The 21,722-nt window shown below is 72.8% G+C and carries 21 protein-coding genes; 15 read left to right on the top strand and 6 right to left on the bottom strand.

From position 1 onward, the window contains the following. Both HP550_RS21475 and HP550_RS21470 read left to right on the top strand, forming a co-directional pair. Positions 1-2,085, top strand: coding sequence for a M3 family metallopeptidase (locus tag HP550_RS21475; protein WP_175349707.1), 2,085 nt, complete (start codon positions 1-3; stop codon positions 2,083-2,085). Between the two features lie 47 nt (positions 2,086-2,132). After that, on the top strand, positions 2,133-3,476 hold the full coding sequence (locus HP550_RS21470; protein ID WP_175349706.1) for a M20/M25/M40 family metallo-hydrolase: 1,344 nt from the start codon (positions 2,133-2,135) through the stop codon (positions 3,474-3,476). Here the strand turns inward: HP550_RS21470 and HP550_RS21465 are convergent. Beyond that, entirely contained in the window at positions 3,473-3,727 is a 255-nt protein-coding gene (locus HP550_RS21465; RefSeq protein WP_175349705.1) for a DUF5703 family protein, read from the bottom strand. The two genes, HP550_RS21470 and HP550_RS21465, sit on opposite strands and share 4 nt — an antisense overlap. A 122-nt stretch (positions 3,728-3,849) precedes the next feature. Between HP550_RS21465 and HP550_RS21460 the strand changes: the two genes are divergently transcribed. Continuing rightward, positions 3,850-4,155 carry a primosomal protein gene (locus HP550_RS21460; protein WP_175349704.1) on the top strand — a complete coding sequence of 102 codons (306 nt, stop codon included), beginning with the start codon at positions 3,850-3,852 and terminating at the stop codon, positions 4,153-4,155. On the opposite strand, the gene HP550_RS21455 is transcribed toward HP550_RS21460, so the two are convergent. Further along, complete coding sequence (locus HP550_RS21455) at positions 4,152-5,111, bottom strand: aldo/keto reductase (RefSeq protein WP_175349703.1); 960 nt, start codon at positions 5,109-5,111, stop codon at positions 4,152-4,154. The two genes, HP550_RS21460 and HP550_RS21455, sit on opposite strands and share 4 nt — an antisense overlap. 78 nt (positions 5,112-5,189) lie before the next feature. On the opposite strand from HP550_RS21455, the gene HP550_RS21450 reads away from it, so the two are divergent. Next, a complete protein-coding gene (locus HP550_RS21450) occupies positions 5,190-6,077 on the top strand; it encodes an undecaprenyl-diphosphate phosphatase (RefSeq protein WP_175349799.1) in 888 nt (295 codons plus the stop codon). 4 nt (positions 6,078-6,081) lie between these two features. Here the strand turns inward: HP550_RS21450 and HP550_RS21445 are convergent, their stop codons facing one another. Further along, the gene (locus HP550_RS21445; RefSeq protein ID WP_343048316.1) at positions 6,082-7,092 is read right to left on the bottom strand and encodes a CorA family divalent cation transporter; all 1,011 of its coding nucleotides are present in this window, start codon (positions 7,090-7,092) and stop codon (positions 6,082-6,084) included. A gap of 40 nt (positions 7,093-7,132) precedes the next feature. Between HP550_RS21445 and mshC the strand changes: the two genes are divergently transcribed. Continuing rightward, positions 7,133-8,392, top strand: a complete 1,260-nt coding sequence (mshC, locus tag HP550_RS21440) for a cysteine--1-D-myo-inosityl 2-amino-2-deoxy-alpha-D-glucopyranoside ligase (RefSeq protein ID WP_175349702.1) — start codon at positions 7,133-7,135, stop codon at positions 8,390-8,392. 3 nt (positions 8,393-8,395) lie between these two features. On the opposite strand, the gene HP550_RS21435 is transcribed toward mshC, so the two are convergent. Further along, on the bottom strand, positions 8,396-9,253 hold the full coding sequence (locus HP550_RS21435) for a PAC2 family protein (RefSeq protein WP_175349701.1): 858 nt from the start codon (positions 9,251-9,253) through the stop codon (positions 8,396-8,398). A 91-nt stretch (positions 9,254-9,344) separates the two neighbouring features. Here HP550_RS21435 and HP550_RS21430 point away from each other — a divergent pair, with 91 nt between their 5' ends. Continuing rightward, the gene (locus HP550_RS21430; RefSeq protein WP_246281160.1) at positions 9,345-10,037 is read left to right on the top strand and encodes an HAD family hydrolase; all 693 of its coding nucleotides are present in this window, start codon (positions 9,345-9,347) and stop codon (positions 10,035-10,037) included. A 7-nt stretch (positions 10,038-10,044) separates the two neighbouring features. Here the strand turns inward: HP550_RS21430 and HP550_RS21425 are convergent, their stop codons facing one another. Continuing rightward, the gene (locus HP550_RS21425) at positions 10,045-10,953 is read right to left on the bottom strand and encodes a RecB family exonuclease (RefSeq protein WP_425484473.1); all 909 of its coding nucleotides are present in this window, start codon (positions 10,951-10,953) and stop codon (positions 10,045-10,047) included. Positions 10,954-11,067: 114 nt separating this feature from the next. Between HP550_RS21425 and HP550_RS21420 the strand changes: the two genes are divergently transcribed. From HP550_RS21420 to HP550_RS21380, 9 genes are all read left to right on the top strand, one after another. After that, entirely contained in the window at positions 11,068-12,201 is a 1,134-nt protein-coding gene (locus HP550_RS21420; protein ID WP_175349699.1) for a site-2 protease family protein, read from the top strand. 11 nt (positions 12,202-12,212) lie between these two features. Then, the gene (locus HP550_RS21415) at positions 12,213-13,238 is read left to right on the top strand and encodes a class I SAM-dependent methyltransferase (RefSeq protein ID WP_175349698.1); all 1,026 of its coding nucleotides are present in this window, start codon (positions 12,213-12,215) and stop codon (positions 13,236-13,238) included. Positions 13,239-13,364: 126 nt separating this feature from the next. After that, positions 13,365-14,999 carry a proteasome ATPase gene (gene arc, locus HP550_RS21410; RefSeq protein ID WP_175349697.1) on the top strand — a complete coding sequence of 545 codons (1,635 nt, stop codon included), beginning with the start codon at positions 13,365-13,367 and terminating at the stop codon, positions 14,997-14,999. A 50-nt stretch (positions 15,000-15,049) separates the two neighbouring features. Beyond that, positions 15,050-16,651 (top strand): depupylase/deamidase Dop, encoded by a 1,602-nt coding sequence (gene dop, locus HP550_RS21405; RefSeq protein WP_343048315.1) that lies wholly within the window; start codon positions 15,050-15,052, stop codon positions 16,649-16,651. A gap of 164 nt (positions 16,652-16,815) precedes the next feature. Further along, positions 16,816-17,013, top strand: coding sequence for a ubiquitin-like protein Pup (locus HP550_RS21400; protein WP_175349696.1), 198 nt, complete (start codon positions 16,816-16,818; stop codon positions 17,011-17,013). 6 nt (positions 17,014-17,019) lie between these two features. Beyond that, positions 17,020-17,853, top strand: coding sequence for a proteasome subunit beta (gene prcB, locus HP550_RS21395; RefSeq protein WP_175349695.1), 834 nt, complete (start codon positions 17,020-17,022; stop codon positions 17,851-17,853). Beyond that, positions 17,850-18,551, top strand: coding sequence for a proteasome subunit alpha (prcA, locus tag HP550_RS21390; protein ID WP_175349694.1), 702 nt, complete (start codon positions 17,850-17,852; stop codon positions 18,549-18,551). The genes prcB and prcA overlap by 4 nt, the downstream gene beginning before the upstream one ends. Before the next feature lie 45 nt (positions 18,552-18,596). Next, entirely contained in the window at positions 18,597-19,958 is a 1,362-nt protein-coding gene (gene pafA, locus HP550_RS21385; protein WP_175349693.1) for a Pup--protein ligase, read from the top strand. A gap of 80 nt (positions 19,959-20,038) precedes the next feature. Continuing rightward, positions 20,039-20,923, top strand: coding sequence for an FKBP-type peptidyl-prolyl cis-trans isomerase (locus tag HP550_RS21380; protein ID WP_175349692.1), 885 nt, complete (start codon positions 20,039-20,041; stop codon positions 20,921-20,923). Here HP550_RS21380 and HP550_RS21375 read toward each other — a convergent pair. Then, positions 20,920-21,579, bottom strand: a complete 660-nt coding sequence (locus HP550_RS21375) for a TIGR03085 family metal-binding protein (protein WP_175349691.1) — start codon at positions 21,577-21,579, stop codon at positions 20,920-20,922. The two genes, HP550_RS21380 and HP550_RS21375, sit on opposite strands and share 4 nt — an antisense overlap. Positions 21,580-21,722: the final 143 nt, after the last annotated feature.

Raw genomic sequence — 21,722 nt, 5'->3', positions numbered from 1 at the left:
ATGCAGCCGACCGATCTCGCCGCCGACAACCCCTTCGGCGCGCCGTCCACCCTCCCGTACGGCCTTCCCGACCACGCGCAGATCCGCGAGGAGCACTACCGCCCGGCCCTGCTCGCCGGCATGGCCCTGCAGCGCGCGGAGATCGAGGCGATCGCGACGGATCCGGCGCGGCCGACCGTCGAGAACACGCTCGAGGCGCTCGAGAGGTCCGGCCGGCTGCTCCACCGGGCGGTCGTGAGCTTCTACAACCAGTCGAGCGCGGACTCGACGCCCGGCCTCGAGGCCGTCGAGGAGGAGATCGCGCCCCTGTTCGCGGCCCACCACGACGCGATCTTCCTCGACCCCCGCCTGTTCGCGCGGATCTCGGCCCTCCAGGCCGACGCGGACTCCGGCGAGCTGGAGCTGGCGCCCGACACCGCGTGGTTGCTGCACCGCACGCACATCCAGTTCGTCCGGGCGGGCGTGCGGCTCGACGACGCCTCCCAGGACCGCCTGCGCGCGCTGAACGCCGAGATCATGAGCCTGGAGACCGCGTTCGGTCGCGACCTGCTGGCGGCGACGAACGCGGCCGGCGTGCTGGTCACGGACGAGGACGAGCTCGACGGGCTGTCCGACGACGCCCGCGCGGCCGCGGCGAAGGCGGCACGGGACCGCGGCCACGAGGACGGCTGGTTCCTCGAGCTGGCCCTGCCGACGCAACAGGCGCCCCTGGCGGTGCTCCGCGACCGTGCCCTGCGCGAGCGGGTGTTCCGCGCCTCCGCCGGCCGCGGCGCCTCCGGCCCGCACGACACGCGACCGACGCTGCTGGGCCTGGCACGCAAGCGCGCCGAGCGCGCCCGGCTGCTGGGGTACGCCCACCACGCGGAGTACGTCGCCGCCGACGCGACCGCGAAGAGCGCGGAGGCCGTCGCCGACATCCTCGAGCGGCTGGCCCCGGTGGCCGTCGCCAACGCGCGCGCCGAGGGTGCGGACCTGGCCGAGGCCCTGGTGCACGACGATCCCGACGCCCGCCTGGAGCCGTGGGACTGGCAGTTCTACGCCGAACAGGTCAAGAAGGAGCGGCGCTCGCTCGACGACTCGATCCTGCGCCCGTACCTGGAGCTCGAGCGCGTGCTGGCCGACGGGGTGTTCCGCGCGGCGACGGAGCTGTACGGCCTCACGTTCGCGGAGCGCCACGACCTCGTCGGCTACCACCCGGACGTCCGCGTCTTCGAGGTGTTCGACGCCGACGGCAGCGGGCTCGGCCTCTTCCTCGGCGACTACTGGACACGGGAGTCGAAGCGCGGGGGCGCCTGGATGAACACCCTCGTGGACCAGTCGACGCTGCTGGACGAGCGGCCTGTCGTGGTCAACAACCTGAACATCCCGAAGCCACCTCCGGGCGAGCCCACGCTGCTCACGTGGGACGAGGTGATCACGATGTTCCACGAGTTCGGGCACGCGCTGCACGGGCTGTTCTCCGCGGTCCGATGGCCGTCGCAGTCGGGCACCGAGGTGCCCCGGGACTTCGTCGAGTACCCGTCGCAGGTCAACGAGATGTGGGCGTGGGAGCCGTCGATCGTGCGGTCGTTCGCGCTGCACCACGAGACCGGCGAGCCCATGCCGACGGAGTGGGTGGACACGTTGCTGGCCGCCAGGCAGGACGGCGAGGGGTTCGCGACGACCGAGTACCTGGCCGCCGCGCTGCTGGACCAGGCCTGGTACCGGCTGGCGCCCGACGAGGTGCCGACGGACGTCGACGAGGTCGAGGCGTTCGAGGCGGCCGCCCTGCAGCGCGCGGGCGTGGACTACGCCCCGGTGCCGCCGCGCTACCGCACGACGTACTTCAACCACGTGTTCGGCGGCGGGTACTCGGCCGGGTACTACTCGTACATCTGGTCGGAGGTGCTCGACGCCGACACGGTCGAGTGGTTCCGGGAGAACGGCGGCCTCGACCGCGCCAACGGCGACGTGTTCCGCGCCCGGCTGCTCTCGCGCGGCGGCTCCCTCGACCCGATGCAGGCATTCCGCGACCTGCGCGGACGGGACCCGCTCATCGACCCCCTGCTGGCCCGCCGCGGCCTGCTCGGGGCGTCCGCGCACTGACCAGTCCGGACCAGAGCCCGCACCCGGAGGCCGGTACGGTGGACGGCATGCCCGTCACCCACCCGGCCTCCGGCACGCCCGCCACCGTGACCGCGCAGGACGAGGTCGTGCAGATCTGCCGCGACCTCATCCGCATCGACACGTCGAACTACGGCGACGACTCGGGGCCGGGAGAGCGCGCCGCCGCCGAGCACGTCATGGGGCTGCTCACGGAGGTGGGCCTCGACGCGGAGCTGTTCGAGAGCACGCCCGGCCGCGCGAACGTGGTCGTCCGGCTGGAGGGCGCCGACCGGAGCCGTCCGGCGCTCGTCCTGCACGGGCACCTCGACGTGGTGCCCGCGCGAGCCGAGGACTGGTCCGTGGACCCGTTCGGCGCGGAGGAGACCGACGGCCTGGTCTGGGGCCGTGGCGCCGTCGACATGAAGGACATGGACGCGATGATCCTGTCCGTCGTGCGGCAGATGGCCCGGGAGGGTCGCAGGCCCGCGCGGGACGTCGTCGTCGCCATGTTCGCGGACGAGGAGGCGGGCGGCAGCCTCGGCGCGCGCTGGGCGGTCGACCACCGGCCGGAGCTGTTCGAGGGCGCGACGGAGGCGATCAGCGAGGTCGGCGGCTTCTCGGTCGACGTCGACGGCCATCGCGCCTACCTGCTCCAGACGGCCGAGAAGGGCCTGTCGTGGCTGCGCCTCGTGGCCGACGGTCGTGCGGGCCACGGCAGCCAGGTCAACGCCGACAACGCGGTGACGCACCTGGCCGAGGCTGTCGCCCGGCTCGGTCGGCACCCCTGGCCGCTCCAGCTGACGCCGACCGTGCGTGCGCTGCTCGAGGGGGTCGCGCGCCTGACGGGCCTGCCGTTCGACCCGGAGGACCCCGCTGCCGTCGACCGGCTCGTCGCCGCGCTGGGTCCCGCGTCGAAGTTCGTCGGCGCCACGCTGCGGCACACCACCAACCCCACCCAGCTGACCGCCGGCTACAAGGCCAACGTCATCCCGGGCTCGGCGGAGGCGACCGTCGACGGCCGCTACCTGCCGGGGCTCGAGGACGAGTTCGTGCGGACCGTCGCGGAGCTGGCGGGCGAGCACGTGCGGATCGAGCGGCTGCACCACGACACCGCGCTCGAGGTGCCGTTCAGCGGCGACCTGGTGGACCGCATGGTGGAGTCGCTGCTGGCCGAGGACCCCGACGCGACCGTGCTCCCGTACACGCTGTCGGGCGGCACGGACAACAAGTCGCTGTCGCGGCTGGGCATCAAGGGCTACGGGTTCGCGCCCCTGCGGCTTCCCGCGGACCTGGACTTCGCCGGCATGTTCCACGGTGTCGACGAGCGCGTGCCCACCGACGCCCTGCGCTTCGGCACCCGCGTGCTCGACCGGCTCCTGCGGACCTGCTAGTCGGAGAAGGACGTCTCCGCCAGGGTGCTGCGCACGCGGATGACCTTGCGCCGCAACCAGACCTTGCGCTCGCCGCCGGCGAACAGGAGCGTCCGCGACAGCTCCCACCGACCCAGCTCCGCGTGCTCGGTCAGCATCTTGCGCGCGTCGTTCCGGGACGTCGTCGCCGGGATCCTGAGCACGCGGTACTCGTACTGGCCGCCTTGCGCGACCCAGTCGGGCCGCTTCGTCCCTGTCTGACTGGAAGCCATTGACCACCCCGTCCCGCGCGGTCCGCGCCTACGTCACGATGCTGCGCCCGATGCTCTGACGACGCAATGCCGAAGAACCTTACGCGCTGCCATTGTGCCTCGCGTAAGGCTACGGTCATCGCATGACCGTCGACCCGCGTGCCGCGCTGGACCGCCTGATCGCAGCCCTCGAGGCCCACTACACCGCCGTCGCCGCCCCGCACGGCGAGGACGACCCCGCAGTCGACGACGCCTACGACATCCTGGCCGACGCGTTCGAGGTGTACGACGACGCCCTCGGCACCGTCCACGGCGAGGCCACGCCGTTCTACCTCGCCGAGGAGGACGACGACGACGACCATGACGAGGACGACGAGGACGACGACGAGGACGACGAGGACTACGACGACGCCGACGTCGACGACCTCGCCGACGAGGCCACCCGCTAGAACCGCTCGGGGTAGCCGAGCGTCGGGGCGCTGATCTCGTCGAGTGCCCGGCGGAGCTCGTCGGGCAGCTCCAGGTCCTGCGCCGCCAGCGACCCCCGCAGCTGTGTCGCCGTGCGCGCGCCCACGATCGCCGAGGCCACCCCGCGCGCCTGCACCCAGGCGAGCGCGACCTCCAGGGGCGTGCGCTCGAGCCCCTCGGCCGCGGTGGCCACGGCCTCGACGATCGTCGCCGACGCCCGGGCGAGGTACGGCTCGACGAAGCCCGCGAGGTGCGGCGACGCCGCCCGCGAGTCCGCCGGGATGGTGCGGCGGTACTTGCCGGTGAGGACGCCTCGCCCCAGCGGGGACCACGCGAGCACGCCGACCCCGAGCGCGACGGCCGCGGGGACCACCTCGCGCTCGATCCCGCGCTGGAGCAGCGAGTACTCGGCCTCGACCGCGGTGAGCCCGACCTCGCCCTCGAGCAGGCTCGCCGCACGGGCCACCTGCCACCCGGCGTGGTTGGACAGCCCGACGTAGCGGGCGCGCCCGCTGGTCACGGCGAGGCGCAGGGCCGACACGGTCTCGTCGAGCGGGGTGCGCGGGTCGGGGGTCTGCACGAGCCACAGGTCCACGTGGTCGGTCCGCAGGCGCCGCAGCGAGCCGTCGAGCGAGGCCAGCAGGCCGCCGCGCGACGCGTCGACCACCCCGCCGTTGCTGGTCCGCCGGATGCCCGCCTTCGTGCAGAGCACCACCTCGTCGCGGGGGACCACGTCGTCGAGCAGCTCGCCGAGCAGCTCCTCCGCGCCGCCGTCGGCGTAGGACGCCGACGTGTCGATCAGCGTGCCGCCGGCGTCGGTGAAGTCCCGCAGCTGCTCGGTGGCGTCGTGCGTGTCGGTGTCGCGGCTCCACGTCATCGTGCCGAGCCCGAGCCGGGAGACCCGCAGACCGGTGCGGCCCAGGTGGCGCTGTTCCATGAGGCGCAACACTAATCGGCGCGCGTGTGTCATCTGCGGCAACGCACCCCGGCTATCGTTCCGCTCGTGACGGAGGCCATGGGACTGGGTGAAGCGATCCTTCTGGGGCTCGTGCAGGGGTTGACCGAGTTCCTCCCGATCTCGTCGAGCGCTCACCTGCGCATCGTCGGCGACCTCCTGGGGTCCGACCCCGGCGCGGCGTTCACGGCGATCACCCAGCTCGGCACCGAGACCGCGGTGATCCTGTACTTCCGGCACGACATCGCCCGCATCGCGTCGGCCTGGTGGCGGGCGATCCGCGGCGACCACGGCACCGACTGGCGGTCGCGCGCCGGGATGCCGGCCGGCCAGGTGGCCGACCACGACGCGCTCATGGCGTGGTTCATCGCGATCGGCTCGCTGCCGATCGTCGTCCTGGGGCTGCTGTTCCAGGACTCGATCGAGCAGACGTTCCGCAACCTGTGGCTCATCGCGCTCACCCTGGCGGGCTTCGCGCTCGTCCTCGGCTGGGCCGACGGCCGGGGGGCCAAGCAGCGCCCGCTCACGCAGCTGACCGGGCGGCACGCGGTCCAGTTCGGGTTCTGGCAGGCGCTCGCGCTCATCCCGGGTGTGTCGCGCTCGGGCGGCACCATCACGGGCGGCCTGCTCATGGGCTACACCCGAGAGGCGGCCGCGCGGTACTCGTTCCTGCTGGCCATCCCCGCGGTGTTCGGGTCCGGGCTGTTCCAGCTGGCCAAGAGCGTGGACGACTTCGGCAAGGGCGGCACGCCCGGCTTCGGAGCGACGCTGGTCGCGACGCTCGTCGCGTTCGTCGTCGGCTACCTGGTCATCATCGTGTTCCTGAAGATCGTCTCCACGTTCAGCTACAAGCCGTTCGTGTACTACCGGCTCGGGCTCGCGGCGCTCGTCGTGATCCTGCTGCTCACCGGCGTGCTCGACGCCAACAGCGCACCCGTCACCACGTAGCGCCTCAGAGCCAGCCGGACCGGCGGAACAGCCGGTAGAGCGTGAAGCAGACGCCGCCCATCACGGCGATCGCCAGCGGGTACCCGAGCGTCCAGGACAGCTCCGGCATGTGGTGGAAGTTCATGCCGTAGATGCTGGCCACGAGGGTCGGCGCCGCGGCGATGGCTGCCCAGGACGAGATCTTCCGGACGTCCTCGTTCTGCCGCACCGACACCTGCGACAGGTGCACGGAGAGCATGTCGCCCAGCAGGTCGTCGTAGCCGTCGAGGTGCTTGTCGAGACGGTCGACCCACGCCACGGCCCGGCCCAGCCACGGCTGGGAGTGCCGCCGCTCGCGGGACTCCTCGGCCTCGGCGATCAGCTCGGGGAGCACGGACGTCACCGGTCCGAGCGCCCGGCGGGCCTCGGCGATCTCGCGCTTGAGGTCGTAGATCTTCTCGAGCGGGTTGTGGTGCCGGGCCGACGAGAAGACCAGCCGCTCGACGTCCGCCACCGCGTCGCCGAGCGCGATCTCCACGTCGGACGCCTCCGCCACCAGCGAGAGCACGACGGCGGCGAGCACCTGGTGGACGCCCTCGTCCGGCACCGGGTAGCCGCCGGTGAGCTTCTCCACCGCGTGCCCGATGACGTCGGCGTCGCCCAGCTCGCACATGAGGACGACCTCTTTGCCGACGACGCAGGTCAGCGCCCCGGTGTTCACGTCGTTCGTGGCCTCGACGAAGGAGAGCGTGGGCGCAGTCAGCACGAACTCGCCGTCCGGGGAGCGGTCGAGCCGGGCACGCAACGGGTGGTCCGCCGACGACGGGTGCGCGCCGGGCCCCTTGTGCAGGAGCAGCGCGATGGCGTGCTCGCCGATGCCGTGCCGGCGTGCAGCCTCGGGCAGGTCGGCCATCGACTCGACGATCACCCAGCGCGGTCCTCTCGACGACTCGCCCGGCGGACGCAGGGTCCAGCCGTCCGACGTCTTCACGCAGAGACGTTCTCGGAGGTCGTCGGTGGAGGTCTCGTGCGTCACCTGGGCATTGTGGACCTTGGGACGCGGTTAGGCTTCCGCCGTGCTCACCTGGCCCACCCCCTACATCCCGCAGCTCCCCGGACGAGGCCTGGCCGTGCAGGTGCGCGACTCCTCGACCGACCGGCTGGTGGTCGCCGCGGCGGGCCAGGACGCGACGCTCTACGTCTGCGGCATCACGCCGTACGACGCCACGCACCTCGGCCACGCCGCCACCTACGTCGCGTTCGACGTGCTCGGCCGCGCGTGGCGGGACGCCGGCCACCGCGTGCGGTACGCCTCCAACGTCACGGACGTCGACGACCCGCTGCTCGAGCGCGCGGCGGCCACCGGCGTCGACTGGCGGGACCTCGCCGCTGAGCAGACCGCGCTGTACGCCGAGGACATGACCGCTCTGGCCGTCATCCCGCCGGACGTCTACTCCGGCGTGGTCGAGGCGATCCCGGCCGTCGTGGCTGCGGTCGAGGTGCTGCTCGCCGCAGGGGCCGCCTACCGCGTGCCGACTGCGGACGCGCTGGTCGACGACGGCCTCGGCGACGTCTACGCCGACCTCACGGCCGACATCGACTTCGGCGCGGTCGCGGGCCTCGACGACGACACCATGCGCGCCCTCTCGCACGAACGCGGCGGCGACCCCGACCGGCCCGGCAAGCGCGCCCCGCTCGACCCGCTCCTCTGGCGACGTGAGCGAGCCGGTGAGCCCGCCTGGGACGGGGGCTCGCTCGGTCGCGGCCGCCCCGGCTGGCACATCGAGTGCGCGGTCATCGCCCGCGACGCCCTCGGGCTGCCGTTCGACGTCGAGGGTGGCGGCTCCGACCTCCAGTTCCCGCACCACGAGATGAGCACCTCGCACGCGCGCCTGCTCGACGCCGGCCACGGCGCCCGCATCCACCTGCACACCGGGATGGTCGGGCTCCACGGTCAAAAGATGAGCAAGTCGCGCGGCAACCTGGTGCTCGTCTCCCGCCTGCGCGAGGACGGCGTCGACCCCATGGCTGTCCGCGCGGCCATCCTGGCGCACCGCTACCGCGACGACTGGGACTGGACGGACGAGTCCCTGCGCGCGGCGCAGGAGCGGATCGAGTTCTGGCGCCGGGCGGTGTCGGGAAACGGCGGGCCCGACGCGGACAGCACCCTCGCGGGCGTCCGCGCGGCACTCGCCGACGACCTGGACACGCCGGCCGCGCTGGCCCTGATCGACGCCTGGTCGCACCGGTCGCTCGCCGGCACCGAGGTCCCGGTGGAAGGCGCACCGGGCGTGATCAGCCGGACCCTGGACGCCCTGCTGGGCGTCCGCCTGTAGCTGTCAGCCGCCGGTGCCCTTGTCGCGGCGACGCAGGTAGCGCTCGAACTCCTGCGCGATCGCCTCGCCGCTCGCCTCCGGCAGGTCGGCCGTGTCCTTGGCCTCCTCGAGCTGGTGCACGTACTCGCCGATCTCGGCGTCTTCCGCGGCCAGCTCGTCCACGCCGTGCTGCCAGGCGGCCGAGTCGTCCGGCAGCTCGCCCAGGGGGACCGGCTCGCCGAGCAGCTGCTCGAGGCGGTGCAGGATCGCGAGCGTGGCCTTCGGGGACGGCGGGTGCGCGACGTAGTGCGGGACGGCGGCCCACAGGGACATGGACCGCAGGCCGCGCGCGGCAGCCTCGTGCTGGAGCACGCCGACGATGCCCGTCGGCCCCTCGTACGTGTTGGGCTCGAGCCCGAAGACGTCCCGGACCCCCGCGTCCTCGCTGGTCGCGTTCACGGGGATGGGTCGCGTGTGCGGGACGTCGGCCAGCAGGGCGCCGACCGTGACCACGGTGTCGACGCCGAGGCCGGCCGCGATGTCGAGCAGCTCGGTGCAGTACCGGCGCCAGCGCATGGACGGCTCGATGCCGTGCACCAGCACGACCCGGCGCCCGCTCACCGGTGCTGTCGCGACGGCCACCGCGGTGGTCGGCCAGGTGATCTCACGCCGGCCGTCGGGACCAGGCCCCACCACCGGGCGGTTGACCTGGAAGTCGTGGTACTCCTCGGGGTCCAGCTCGTCGACCTGCTCCGCGCCCCAGACCTCGTGCAGATGCTCCAGCGCCTGGGTCGCGGCGGACCCGGCGTCGTTCCAGCCTTCGAACGCCGCGAGCAGCACGGTCTCGCCGACGGGGAGGTCGGCCGGGGGGGTCTCGCTCATCGGCCCAGCCTAGAGCGATCCCGACGGACCGCCCGGACGGCCGAGCCCGCGCGCGTCGAGGGGTCACCGTCAGCGCTCGTACGATGGACCGATGCCCCGCACTTCCACCGACCTCGTCCTGCCGTCCGCCGTCCTGTGGGACATGGACGGGACGCTGATCGACACCGAACCCCTCTGGATCGCGGCCGAGACCGAGCTCGTCGAGGCGCACGGCGGCCGCTGGACGCACGAGGACGGCCTGACGCTCGTGGGCAACCCGATGCTCGTGTCCGCCGAGCGCCTGCAGGAGCGGGGGGTGGACCTGTCGCTCGACGCGATCGTCGACTTCCTCAACCAGCGCGTGGCCGTCGGGGTCGCGGCAGGGATCCCCTGGCAGCCGGGCGCCCAGCAGGTGCTCACCGACCTGCACGACGCGGGGGTGCCGATGGCCCTGGTCACGTCGTCGTTCCGGATGCTCGCCGAGCCGTTCGCCGCGGCGGTGGGCTTGTTCGACGTGGTGGTGAGCGGGGACGAGGTGTCCCGGCCGAAGCCTGACCCCGAGCCGTACCTGACGGCCGCACGGCTGCTCGGCGCGGACATCGCCGACTGCGTCGCCGTCGAGGACTCGAGCGCGGGGATCGCCTCCGCGATCGCGTCCGGGGCGCGCGCGGTGGGGATCGAGGTCCTTCAGCCCGTCGCGGCGCGCGCGGGGCTGAGCCGCATCGTGTCGCTGGCGGACCTGACGCTCGGGGCGTTCGCGCGCCTCGCGGCCGGTGAGGTGCTGGACCTGCGCCGCGCGAGCTGACGAGCGCTCACGCCGCGGGGACGACCCCGATCGACCGCTCGACCGCACCGGCCGGGATCTCGGGCGGCGTGCCACCGAACGCGGGGCAGAGCGCCTTGAACGAGCACCAGTCGCACAGCTTCGAGGTGCGCGGCCGCCAGTCGCCCGTCCGCGCCGCGTCCTCGATGCCCGCCCAGATGGAGCGGACCCGTGCCTCGACCGTCGCCATCTCGATCTCGGTCGGCTCGTGCGTGAGGATGACGCCGTCGCCCAGGTACTCCAGCTGGAGGCGCTTGGGGAGCACGCCGCGGGTGCGCCAGATGACGTAGGCGTAGAAGCGCATCTGGAACAGGGCCGAGCTCTCGAACCCGGCGCGCGGCGACCGGCCGGTCTTGTAGTCGACCACCCGGACCCACCCGTTGGGCGCGACGTCGACCCGGTCGATGATGCCGCGCAGCAGGGGGCCGCCCTCGTCGAGGTCGGTGGACACCAGCAGCTCGCGCTCGCGCGGCTCGATGCGGGTGGGGTCCTCGAGCGTGAAGTAGGTCGCCAGCAGGGCCTCGGCGCTGGTCAGCCACTCGGCCAGGTCAGCCGGCTCCGCGAACAGCTCGCCGATCTGCGGGGAGCGCTCCAGCAGGGTGGCCCACTGGTCGGGCAGCAGGCCGTGCGCGGCCGCGAGCGTGCGCTCGGGGGCGGGCAGGTCGAAGAGGTGCTCGAGCACCGCGTGCACGAGGGTCCCGCGGGCGGCCGCGGAGCTGGGCGGCTCGGGGAGCCGGTCGATCACGCGGAACCGGAACAGCTGCGGGCACTGCAGGAAGTCGTTGGCGCGCGACGGGGAGAGCCCGGGACGCGACGGCGGGCGCGCCTCGACCGTCTCCGCGGCGGCGTCCTCGACGGCGACCTCGATCACCGTCTCCACCGCGTCGTCGACCGTCACGCCGAGGTCGGGCGAGACGTCGGGGGAGTCCTGGTCGAGATGCTGCACCGTCACCCCCCGAGCGTAGGCGGGGCCGCCGACACGACCGTCCACCGACCCACCTACTCTTGACCGGTGAGCGCTCCTCGACCCCCCGCACGACGATCCTCCGGCTGGGTGATCGGTCATGCCGTCGGCGCCCCGATCATCCTGGCCCCGAGCTGGCTCATCGCCGCGGTGGTGCTGACCCTCATCTTCGCCCCGACCGTCCGCGCCCGTTCCGAGAACCTCGGGGGGCTCGTCTACGTCGTCGCGCTCGGGTTCGTCGTCCTGCTGTTCGCCTCCGTCCTGGTGCACGAGCTGGCGCACGGGCTCATGGCACGCGCCCGCGGGCAGCAGCCGCGCGAGTTCGTGCTCACCCTCTGGGGCGGGCACACCGCGTTCGGCGGCGCGACCCCGACGCCGGGCAGCAGCGCGCTGATCGCGGTCGTCGGGCCGATCGCCAACCTGGTGCTGGCCGGCGGGTTCCTGGCGGTGGCGCAGGGCGTGGACGAGCGGAGCCTCGTGGGGCTGCTCGTCTGGTCCGGGTGCCTGACCAACGCGTTCGTCGGGCTGTTCAACCTGGTCCCGGGGCTGCCCCTCGACGGCGGGTTCCTGCTCGAGGCGGCCGTGTGGGGGGCGACCAAGAACCGGCACACCGGGACGGTCGCCGCGGGCTGGGTCGGGCGGATCGTCGCGGTCCTCGTGTTCGCCTGGGCCCTCCTCCTTCCCCTGGCGCTGGGCCGGCAGCCCGACCTCTACGACGTGATCTGGGGCGCGCTCATCGGCGCCTTCCTCTGGTCGGGGGCCTCGGCCGCGGTCCGGGGCGGTCGCACGCAGAAGGCGGTCGGGCTGGTCACGGTCGCCTCGGTGGGCCGCCGGGCGATCGGGGTCGCGCACACCGAGTCGATCGCCCAGGCCGGCGTCCTTGCCGCGTCCTCGGGTGCCGAGGAGGTCGTCATCCTGTCGCCCGAGGGACGGCCCGCCGCGTACGTCGACCGCGCCGCAGCCGCCTCGGTGCCGGCCGACGCGGCGGGCACCACGCCGGTCACCGCCGTCGCCGTCCCGCTGCCCGGCGGGGCGGTCGTCGACGGGCTCCTCACCGGGCAGCAGCTGGTGGCTGCCGTCGGGCGCGCCACGGAGCACTCGCCCGTGGTCGTCGCCCTGGTGGACGGCCGGGTGGTCGGGCTGATCCGCGCGATGGACGTCGTCGCCGCCATCCGCTCCTAGACTCGGGCACCGTGAACCCCGAGAAGACGTCCACCGGGGCCGCGCAGCGTCGCGGCCTCCTCCGTGCGGGCGACCGCGTGCAGCTCACCGACCCGCGCGGCCGGCTGCACACGATCACGCTCGCCGAGGGCGCGTCGTTCCACACGCACCGCGGCTACCTCAGCCACGACCTGCTGCTCGGTGCGCCCGAGGGCTCGGTGGTGCGCAACACCGCCGGCATCGAGTACCTCGCCGTGCGCCCGCTGCTCGCCGACTACGTCCTGTCCATGCCGCGCGGTGCCGCGGTGGTCTACCCCAAGGACTCCGGGCAGATCGTCGCCATGGCAGACATCTACCCGGGCGCCCGGGTGATCGAGGCGGGCGTCGGGTCCGGTGCGCTGACCATGTCGCTCCTGCGGGCCGTCGGCGACGCCGGCTCGCTGCACTCGATCGAGCGGCGGGAGGACTTCGCGGCGATCGCGCGCGGCAACGTCGAGGGCTTCTTCGGCGGCCCGCACCCCGCGTGGGAGCTCTCGGTCGGGGACCTGTCCGACGTCCTGCCGACCGTGGCGTCGCCCGGGAGCGTGGACCGCGTGGTGCTCGACATGCTCGCCCCCTGGGAGAACCTCGACGCGGTGGCCCAGGCCCTCGCGCCCGGCGGCGTCTTCATCTCCTACGTCGCGACGACCACGCAGCTCTCGCGGCTGGCGGAGGACATCCGCACCGACGGGCGCTACACCGAGCCCGAGGCGTGGGAGTCGATGGTGCGCGGCTGGCACCTGGAGGGGCTCGCCGTGCGTCCGCAGCACCGGATGATCGGGCACACCGGCTTCCTGCTCACCACGCGCCGGCTCGCGGACGGTGTCGACGCACCCCAGCGCCGACGCCGTCCTGCCAAGGGCGCCTACCCGGTGGCACCCGACGGAGCGCCCGCGGTCGACGACTCCGAGCTGTGGTCGCCCGAGGCGATGGGGGAGCGGTTGGTCTCCGACAAGAAGTTGCGCCGCGCGCGCCGCGACGTGGGCCAGGCGCCCGAGACCGGATCGCCGACGAGCTGAGCCGCTCGCGCGCGTCGTGCCCCGGCGGTTGACACTGGTGGTTAGGGTCGTCGGACCAGCAGGCACAGCGCAGTGCACGGTGGACGGAGTCACGACCACGCACCACGCGGAACGGAGGCCGACGAGATGACTGATCCGGCAGCCCCTGGACGGGACCTGCACCGAGAGCTCACCCTGCTCTCGGCGAAGAACGAGCGGCTCAGCGATGCGCTGGTGGCCGCCCGCGAGCAGATCATCGACCTCAAGCGCCAGGTCGACGACCTGGCCAAGCCCCCCGGCACCTACGCCACGTTCCTCGGCTCACGCGCCGACGGCACGGTGGACATCGTGTCGTCCGGCCGCAAGATGCACGTCGGCGCCAGCCCGTCGCTGGACATCTCGCGCCTGCGGCCCGGCCAGGAGGTCATGCTCAACGAGGCCCTGACCGTCGTCGAGGCCGGTGGCTACGAAGAGGTCGGCGAGCTCGTCACGGTCAAGGAGCTGCTGGGCACCGACCGAGCGCTGGTGGTCGGCCGCGGCGACGAGGAGCGTGTCGTGCGCTTCGCCGGTCAGGTCAAGGACGCGCACGTGCGGATCGGCGACGCCCTCACGATCGACTCACGCAGCGGCTTCGTGTTCGAGATCATCCCGCGCGCCGAGGTCGAGGAGCTGGTGCTCGAAGAGGTGCCGGACATCGACTACGAGGACATCGGCGGGCTCGGACCGCAGATCGAGGCCATCCGCGACGCCGTCGAGCTGCCGTTCCTGCACCCCGAGCTGTTCCTGGAGCACGGCCTGAAGCCCCCGAAGGGCGTCCTGCTGTACGGGCCGCCCGGATGCGGCAAGACGCTCATCGCCAAGGCGGTCGCGCACTCGCTGGCGGCCACGGCGGCGGCGGCGCGCGGGGAGTCGACCGCGGACACGAAGAGCTTCTTCCTCAACGTCAAGGGCCCCGAGCTGCTCAACAAGTACGTCGGCGAGACCGAGCGGCACATCCGGCTGATCTTCGCACGCGCCCGGGAGAAGGCGTCCCAGGGGCACCCGGTCGTGGTGTTCTTCGACGAGATGGAGTCGCTGTTCCGCACCCGCGGCACGGGCGTGTCCAGCGACGTCGAGACGACGATCGTGCCGCAGCTGCTCAGCGAGATCGACGGGGTCGAGCGGCTCGAGAACGTCATCGTCATCGGTGCCTCCAACCGCGAGGACATGATCGACCCGGCGATCCTGCGGCCCGGCCGCCTCGACGTGAAGATCAAGATCGAGCGCCCCGACGCCGAGGGCGCGCGGGAGATCTTCGGCAAGTACCTGGTGCCGACGCTGCCCATCCACCCGGACGACATCGCCGAGCACGGCGGGTCCGCCTCCGCGGCCGTGGAGGCGATGATCACGCGCGTCGTCGAGCGGATGTACACGGAGAGCGACGAGAACCGGTTCCTCGAGGTCACCTACGCCAGCGGCGACAAGGAGGTCCTGTACTTCAAGGACTTCAACTCCGGGGCCATGATCCAGAACGTCGTCGACCGCGCCAAGAAGTCGGCGATCAAGGACTTCCTCCAGAACGGTCAGCGGGGGATCCGCGTCGAGCACCTGCTCACCGCGTGCGTCGACGAGTTCCGCGAGAACGAGGACCTGCCGAACACCACCAACCCCGACGACTGGGCGCGCATCTCCGGCAAGAAGGGCGAGCGCATCGTCTTCATCCGGACGATCGTGCAGGGCAAGAAGGGCGCCGAGGGCTCGCGCACCATCGAGAACGTCACGAGCACCGGGCAGTACCTCTGACGGACGGACACCGGCACGGCCGCACTGTCACAGCACCCTAGGGTGGACGGGTGACCGTGCGCCGCGTGATGGGGATCGAGACCGAGTACGGGATCCTCCAGCCCGGACGTCCGCTGGCCAACCCGATGCTCCTGTCGAGCCACGTGGTCGCGGTGCACGCCGCCGCCCGCGAGGGTGCGCGCACGAAGGCGCGCTGGGACTACGACGACGAGGACCCGCTGCACGACGCCCGCGGGTTCCACCTGGCGTCGGCACACCCGTCGATGCTCACGGACGACCCGGAGACGCCGGCACCGTCGGGCGACGGCCCTCAGGCCCTGCCCCGGGCCACGACAGAGGAGTACGAGGACCCCGGCGCCGCCAACGTCATCCTCACCAACGGCGCGCGCCTCTACGTCGACCACGCGCACCCGGAGTACTCCTCGCCGGAGGTCACCAACCCGCTCGACGCCGTCCTGTGGGACCGGGCCGGCGAGCGCGTCATGCTCGCGTCGGTCCGCGCGCTCGCGTCGACCACGGCACTGCCCGACGTCGCCCTCTACAAGAACAACGTGGACGGCAAGGGCGCCACCTACGGCATGCACGAGAACTACCTCGTGGACCGGGCGGTGCCGTTCAACGACCTCGCGGCCCGGCTGATCCCGTTCTTCGTCACCCGCCAGGTGTTCACGGGGGCCGGCCGGGTCGGGCTCGGCCAGCGCGGCGAGGAGGCCGGGTTCCAGCTGTCGCAGCGCGCCGACTACATGGAGGCTGAGATCGGCCTGGAGACCACCCTGCGCCGCCCGATCATCAACACGCGCGACGAGCCCCACGCGGACCCGGACCGGTGGCGTCGGCTGCACGTGATCATCGGCGACGCGACCATGCTGGAGGCGGCCACCTACCTGCGGCTGGGCACCACGTCGCTGGTCCTGTGGCTCATCGAGCGGGCGGTCGCCGAGGGGGGTTCCGGGGGTGCGCTCGCGGCGGTCGACCGGCTGGCCCTGCGCGACCCGGTGCACGCCGTCCACGTGGTCAGCCACGACGTGACGCTCACCTCACGGCTCGAGCTGGCGGACGGTCGCCGGTTGACCGCTCTGGAGGTCCAGCGCGAGTACCTCGCGGCGGTCCTCGCGGCGCTGGCGCACGTCGGCGAGGAGCCCGACGCGCAGACCGCGGACGTGCTGGCGCGGTGGGAGTCGCTGCTCGACCGGCTCGAGACCGACCCGGCGTCGTGCGCCCGCGAGGTCGAGTGGCTGGCCAAGCTCCGGCTGCTGGAGGGGATGCGACGACGCGACCAGCTGGCGTGGGACCACCCGCGCCTGGCCGCGATGGACCTCCAGTGGTCCGACGTCCGGCCCGAGCGCGGCCTCTACCACCGGCTGGTCCAGGCCGGCGCCGTCGAGCTGCTGGTGACCGGCGAGCGGGTGGCCGATGCCGTCCTGCACCCACCGACGGACACCCGGGCGTACTTCCGTGGCGAGGCGGTGGCCCGGTACGGCACCGAGATCTCGGCTGCGAGCTGGGACTCCGTCGTGTTCGACGTGCCCGGCGCGGCCACGCTCCAGCGGGTGCCGATGCGCGACCCGTTGCGGGGGACGCAGGCACACGTGGGTGCGCTGCTGGACCGCAGCCCCGACGCCACGGCCCTGCTCGACGCGCTGGGCGCCTAGCGGACGTCGGCGTGCACGGCGAGCCGGCGCCGGTCGCAGCATCGCGCGGTCGTCGCTCCAAGTTCGCCCGCCCGCCCGTCCGCACCGTGGGCGTCGGGACCGGGAGCGTCGGAAGATGGGCCTAGGGTGGGCTCAGCACGTCGTCTGGCACCCGGGAGGTCACCATGGCTGGTCAGGAACACGTACGCCCGCGCCGCGAGGACGCGGAGCCGGACGACGGCCCGGACACGCCCACCCCGGCAGCGCCTGCCGCGCAGTCGCGGGACGCGGAGGTGGACGCGCTGCTCGACGAGATCGACGACGTCCTGGAGTCCAACGCCGAGCAGTTCGTGCGCGGGTTCGTGCAGAAGGGTGGTCAGTGACCGCCGATGAGCTCACACGACACGTCCGCTTCCGGGCGGCTGCCGCACGCGTTCACTACCCCCGGCTCGTCGTCGTTCGTGGAGTTCCTGTCCGGCCACGCCCCCCAGCTGCTGCCGGGTAACCGGCCGTCCGGCGACGTGCAGGCGCCGCACGGCACCACGATCCTGGCGCTCGCCTTCGACGGCGGGATCGTGATGGCGGGCGACCGCCGGGCGACCATGGGCTCGATGATCGCCAGCCGGGAGATCGAGAAGGTCTTCCCGGCCGACGAGTACTCGGCCGTCGGCATCGCCGGCACCGCAGGGCTCGCCGTGGAGCTGGTCCGGCTGTTCCAGCTGGAGCTCGAGCACTACGAGAAGATCGAGGGCAGCCTGCTGTCGCTCGACGGCAAGGCCAACCGGCTCGCCACGATGATCCGCGGCAACCTCGGCATGGCGATGCAGGGTCTGGCCGTCGTGCCGCTGTTCGGCGGCTTCGACCTGGACCGCCGGCTCGGCCGGATCTTCTCCTACGACGTCACGGGCGGGCGCTACGAGGAGCACGACCACCACGCGGTCGGCTCGGGCTCGGTGTTCGCGCGGGGCTCGCTCAAGAAGCTGTGGCGGCCGGGGCTGGACGCCCCCGGCGCGGTCCGCGTGGCCGTCGAGGCGCTCGTGGACGCGGCCGACGACGACTCCGCCACCGGCGGACCGGACCACACGCGGGGCATCTGGCCGGTCGTCGCGACCGTCACGGAGTCCGGGTACCTGCGGGTCAGCGACGCCGACCTCGCCGCGGTCGCGGAGCAGATCGAGCAGGAACGCCGCCGCTCGCACGAGGGTCGGGGGGGTGCGCGATGAGCATGCCGTTCTACGTCTCGCCCGAGCAGCTGATGAAGGACCGGGCGGACTACGCCCGCAAGGGCATCGCCCGCGGCCGGTCCGTCGTCGTCCTCCAGTACGACGACGGGATCGCGTTCGCCACCGAGAACGCGTCGCGCGCGCTGCACAAGATCTCGGAGATCTACGACCGGATCGGCTTCGCGGCCGTCGGCAAGTACAACGAGTTCGAGAACCTGCGGGTGGCCGGCGTGCGCTACGCCGACCTGCGGGGGTACTCCTACGACCGCGAGGACGTCACCGCGCGCGGGCTGGCCAACGCCTACGCGCAGACGCTCGGCACGTCGTTCACCACCGAGTCCAAGCCGCTGGAGGTCGAGATCGTCGTGGCCGAGGTGGGGCGGGCGGCGGCGGGTGACCAGATCTACCGGCTCGCGTACGACGGCTCGGTGACCGACGAGCACGGCTACGTCGTGATGGGCGGCCAGGCCGAGCGGCTCGGCGGGCTGCTGGCGCAGGAGTGGCGCGCCGGGCTCACCCTTCCGGAGGTCCTGGCGCTCGCCGTGCGGACGCTCGGCTCCCCGGCGGACGAGGGCGGCGAGGCTCGGACGATCCCCGCGGTGCAGCTCGAGGTCGCGGTGCTCGACCGCACACGGCCGCGGCGCACCTTCCGACGGCTCGCGGGGGCGTTGCTGGAGGACCTGCTCGACGCAGACTGATCGAAGCGGTCCGGGGCGCGGGGTCGAACGGAGGGGAGCACGGCGATGGACAGACGGATCTTCGGCCTGGAGACGGAGTACGGCGTGACGTGCGCCGCCCAGGACGGTCGCGGGCTGTCGGCCGACGAGGTCGCGCGCTACCTGTTCCGCAAGGTCGTCGCGTGGGGCCGCTCCTCGAACGTGTTCCTGCGCAACGGGTCGCGGCTGTACCTCGACGTGGGCTCCCACCCGGAGTACGCCACCGCCGAGTGCGACGACGTCCGCCAGCTGGTGACGCACGACCGCGCGGGCGAGCGCATCCTGGAGGGGCTCGTCGCGGACGCGCAGCAGCGGCTCGAGCACGAGGGCCTGCCGGGCACCATCCACCTGTTCAAGAACAACACCGACTCGGCGGGCAACTCCTACGGCTGCCACGAGAACTACCTGGTGCGCCGGCAGGGCGACTTCTCGCGGCTGTCGGACGTGCTGGTCCCGTTCCTCATCACGCGCCAGATCCTCACGGGCGCCGGCAAGGTGCTCACCACCCCGCGCGGGGCCGTGTACTGCCTGTCGCAGCGGGCCGACCACATCTGGGAGGCGGTCTCCAGCGCCACCACCCGGTCCCGTCCCATCATCAACACGCGCGACGAGCCGCACGCGGACGCCGAGCACTACCGACGCCTGCACGTGATCGTGGGCGACTCGTCGATGTCCGAGACCACGACGATGCTCAAGGTCGGCACCACGGACCTGCTGCTGCGGATGATCGAGGCGGGTGTCCCCATGCGGGAGATGGCACTCGAGAACCCCATCCGCGCCATCCGGGAGATCAGCCACGACCTCACGGGGATGCACCCGGTGACCATGGCGAACGGCCGGACGGTCACGGCGATCGACCTCCAGGAGGAGTACCTCACCCGCGTGACGGACTTCCTGGCCTCCGAGGGCGGTCCGAGCCCGGAGAACAAGCAGGTTCTCGACCTGTGGGAGCGTGGGCTGCGCGCCATGCGCACGGGCGACCTGACGCTCGTGGACCGTGAGCTGGACTGGGTGATCAAGTACCGGCTCATCGAGCGGTACCGCGCCAAGCACGACCTGGAGCTGTCGGACGTGCGGGTGCAGCGCCTCGACCTGGCCTACCACGACATCTCCCGCACCGAGGGCCTCTACAACCTGCTCGCCGCCAAGGGCCTGGTCGAGCGGGTGACCACCGACCTGGAGATCTTCGAGGCGACCGCGGTGCCGCCGCAGACCACCCGCGCCAAGCTCCGGGGCGACTTCGTGCGCGCCGCCCAGGACGCGCGCCGCGACTACACCGTCGACTGGGTGCACCTCAAGCTCAACGACCAGGCCCAGCGCACCGTCCTGTGCAAGGACCCGTTCCGCAGCGTCGACGAGCGGGTGGACCGGCTCATCGAGTCGATGTAGGACGCGCGCCCAGGACGGCGCCGTACAGTGTGGCGGTCTTGCGCGACAGCGGGACGGACCCAGCAGCTGGAAGGAACGACGTGCGACGACTTCAGGGCCGCGCCCTGGTCGCCGGTGTGGCGATCGCTCTGCTGACCCTCGCCGGGTGCACCCCTCCGGCGACGGAACCGGCAGCGGTGACGGTGTCCGGGGAGCCGGGCGAGGCGCCGACGATCACGTACGTCACGCCGTTGCAGGTGGACGAGACGCGCACGGAGCAGATCTGGCCGGGCACGGGAGCCGAGCTGGTGGAGGGTGCGCCGGTGCTCATCGACTTCTGGCTGGAGGACGCCACGGACGCCTCCCTGGTCAAGGAGAGCTACTCCACCAACCCGACGGCGATGCTGCTGACCGAGGAGGACCTCGGCACGGACCTGTACAAGACGCTGCGCGGTCAGCAGGTGGGTGCGCGGCTGCTCCAGGTGAGCCCGGGCAGCGGGTCGGGCGCGACGGACTACCCCACCGTGACGGTCGTCGACGTGCTGCCCACCCGCGCGGACGGCACACCGGCGCCGGTGCGCGCGGACCTGCCCGTGGTCACGCTGGATGCGTCGGGTTCCCCGTCGATCACCCCCACCGGCACCGAGCCGCCGACCACGCTCGTCGCCCAGCCGCTGGTGCGCGGCGCCGGTGAGCAGGTGGGCGCCACCGACGTGGTGACCGTGCAGTACACCGGCTTCGCGTGGACGACGGGGGAGGCGTTCGACTCGACGTGGTCGCACGGGCTCCCGGTCTCGTTCTCCCTCCAGGACGTCCAGGCGTGGGCCGAGGGCCTGGTCGACCAGCCCGTGGGCAGCCAGGTGATGCTCGTCGTCCCGCCCACCTACGCGCTCGGCGTCACCGACAGCGAGGAGCTGGCCGGTCAGACGGTCGCGTTCGTGGTCGACATCCTGGCCACCGGGCACCCGGAGCAGGCCGCCGGCTAGCGGGAGGGCAGGACCTTCTCGATCGCGGTGACGTCGCTGCGATCCCCGTCGATCTCGACGTCGGCAGCCGCCCCGCGGCCGAACAGGTAGAGCGCCAGCTCGCCGACGTCGCCGCGGACCACGACGGTGCCGTGCTCTCCGGAGCGACCACCCTTCGGCGACCGCAGGTGGTGGCGGACGCCGTCCGTGCGGACCAGGACGACGCCCACCGGCACCTTGCGCAGGCGCAGCGTCCCGGACCGCTTCAGCTGGCCCCAGAGCGCCTCGACCAGCTCGGGGTCCAGCTCGCGTGCCGCCACCGGACCCGCGCCCCGGCGCACGTCCTCGGTGTGCACGAAGAACTCGATCATGTCGGTGGCCTCGGCGACCCAGGCGGCCGGGTGCCACGCTGCCGGACGGTCGGCGACGCGGGCCACCAGGTCCCGGTACGTGCCCTCGGTCGTCGCCTGGTCGGCGAGCGCGGCGATCCGGCTCTCGGCGAGGGCCGCGAGGGCGGGCACGGCGATCCCGGCGCCCACCAGCGCGTTGCGCTCCCGCAGCACGACGTGCGCCGCGAGATGGCGTGCCTGCCAGCCCTCGCAGAGCGTCGGTGCGTCGGGGGTGACGTCGCGGAGGGCCTGCGCGAGCTGCTCGCGTTCGATCTCGTGCCAGGTCATCCCCGCAGGATCGCACGCGAGCGGCAGCGCCGCGTGACGGGTAAGCGCTCGCACCACCGTGAGAGGATGACGGCACCCCCACCAGCTCCACGGAAGGTCCTGTCGTGCCCTCGCGAGACGCGTCACCACCGTCGGTGGCTCTC

It is taken from the genome of Cellulomonas humilata, assembly GCF_013359775.1.
Taxonomy (GTDB): Bacteria; Actinomycetota; Actinomycetes; order Actinomycetales; family Cellulomonadaceae; genus Cellulomonas; species Cellulomonas humilata.
The sequence above is the reverse complement of the archived record's forward strand: the minus strand, read 5'-3'. Positions and strand labels throughout refer to the sequence as shown.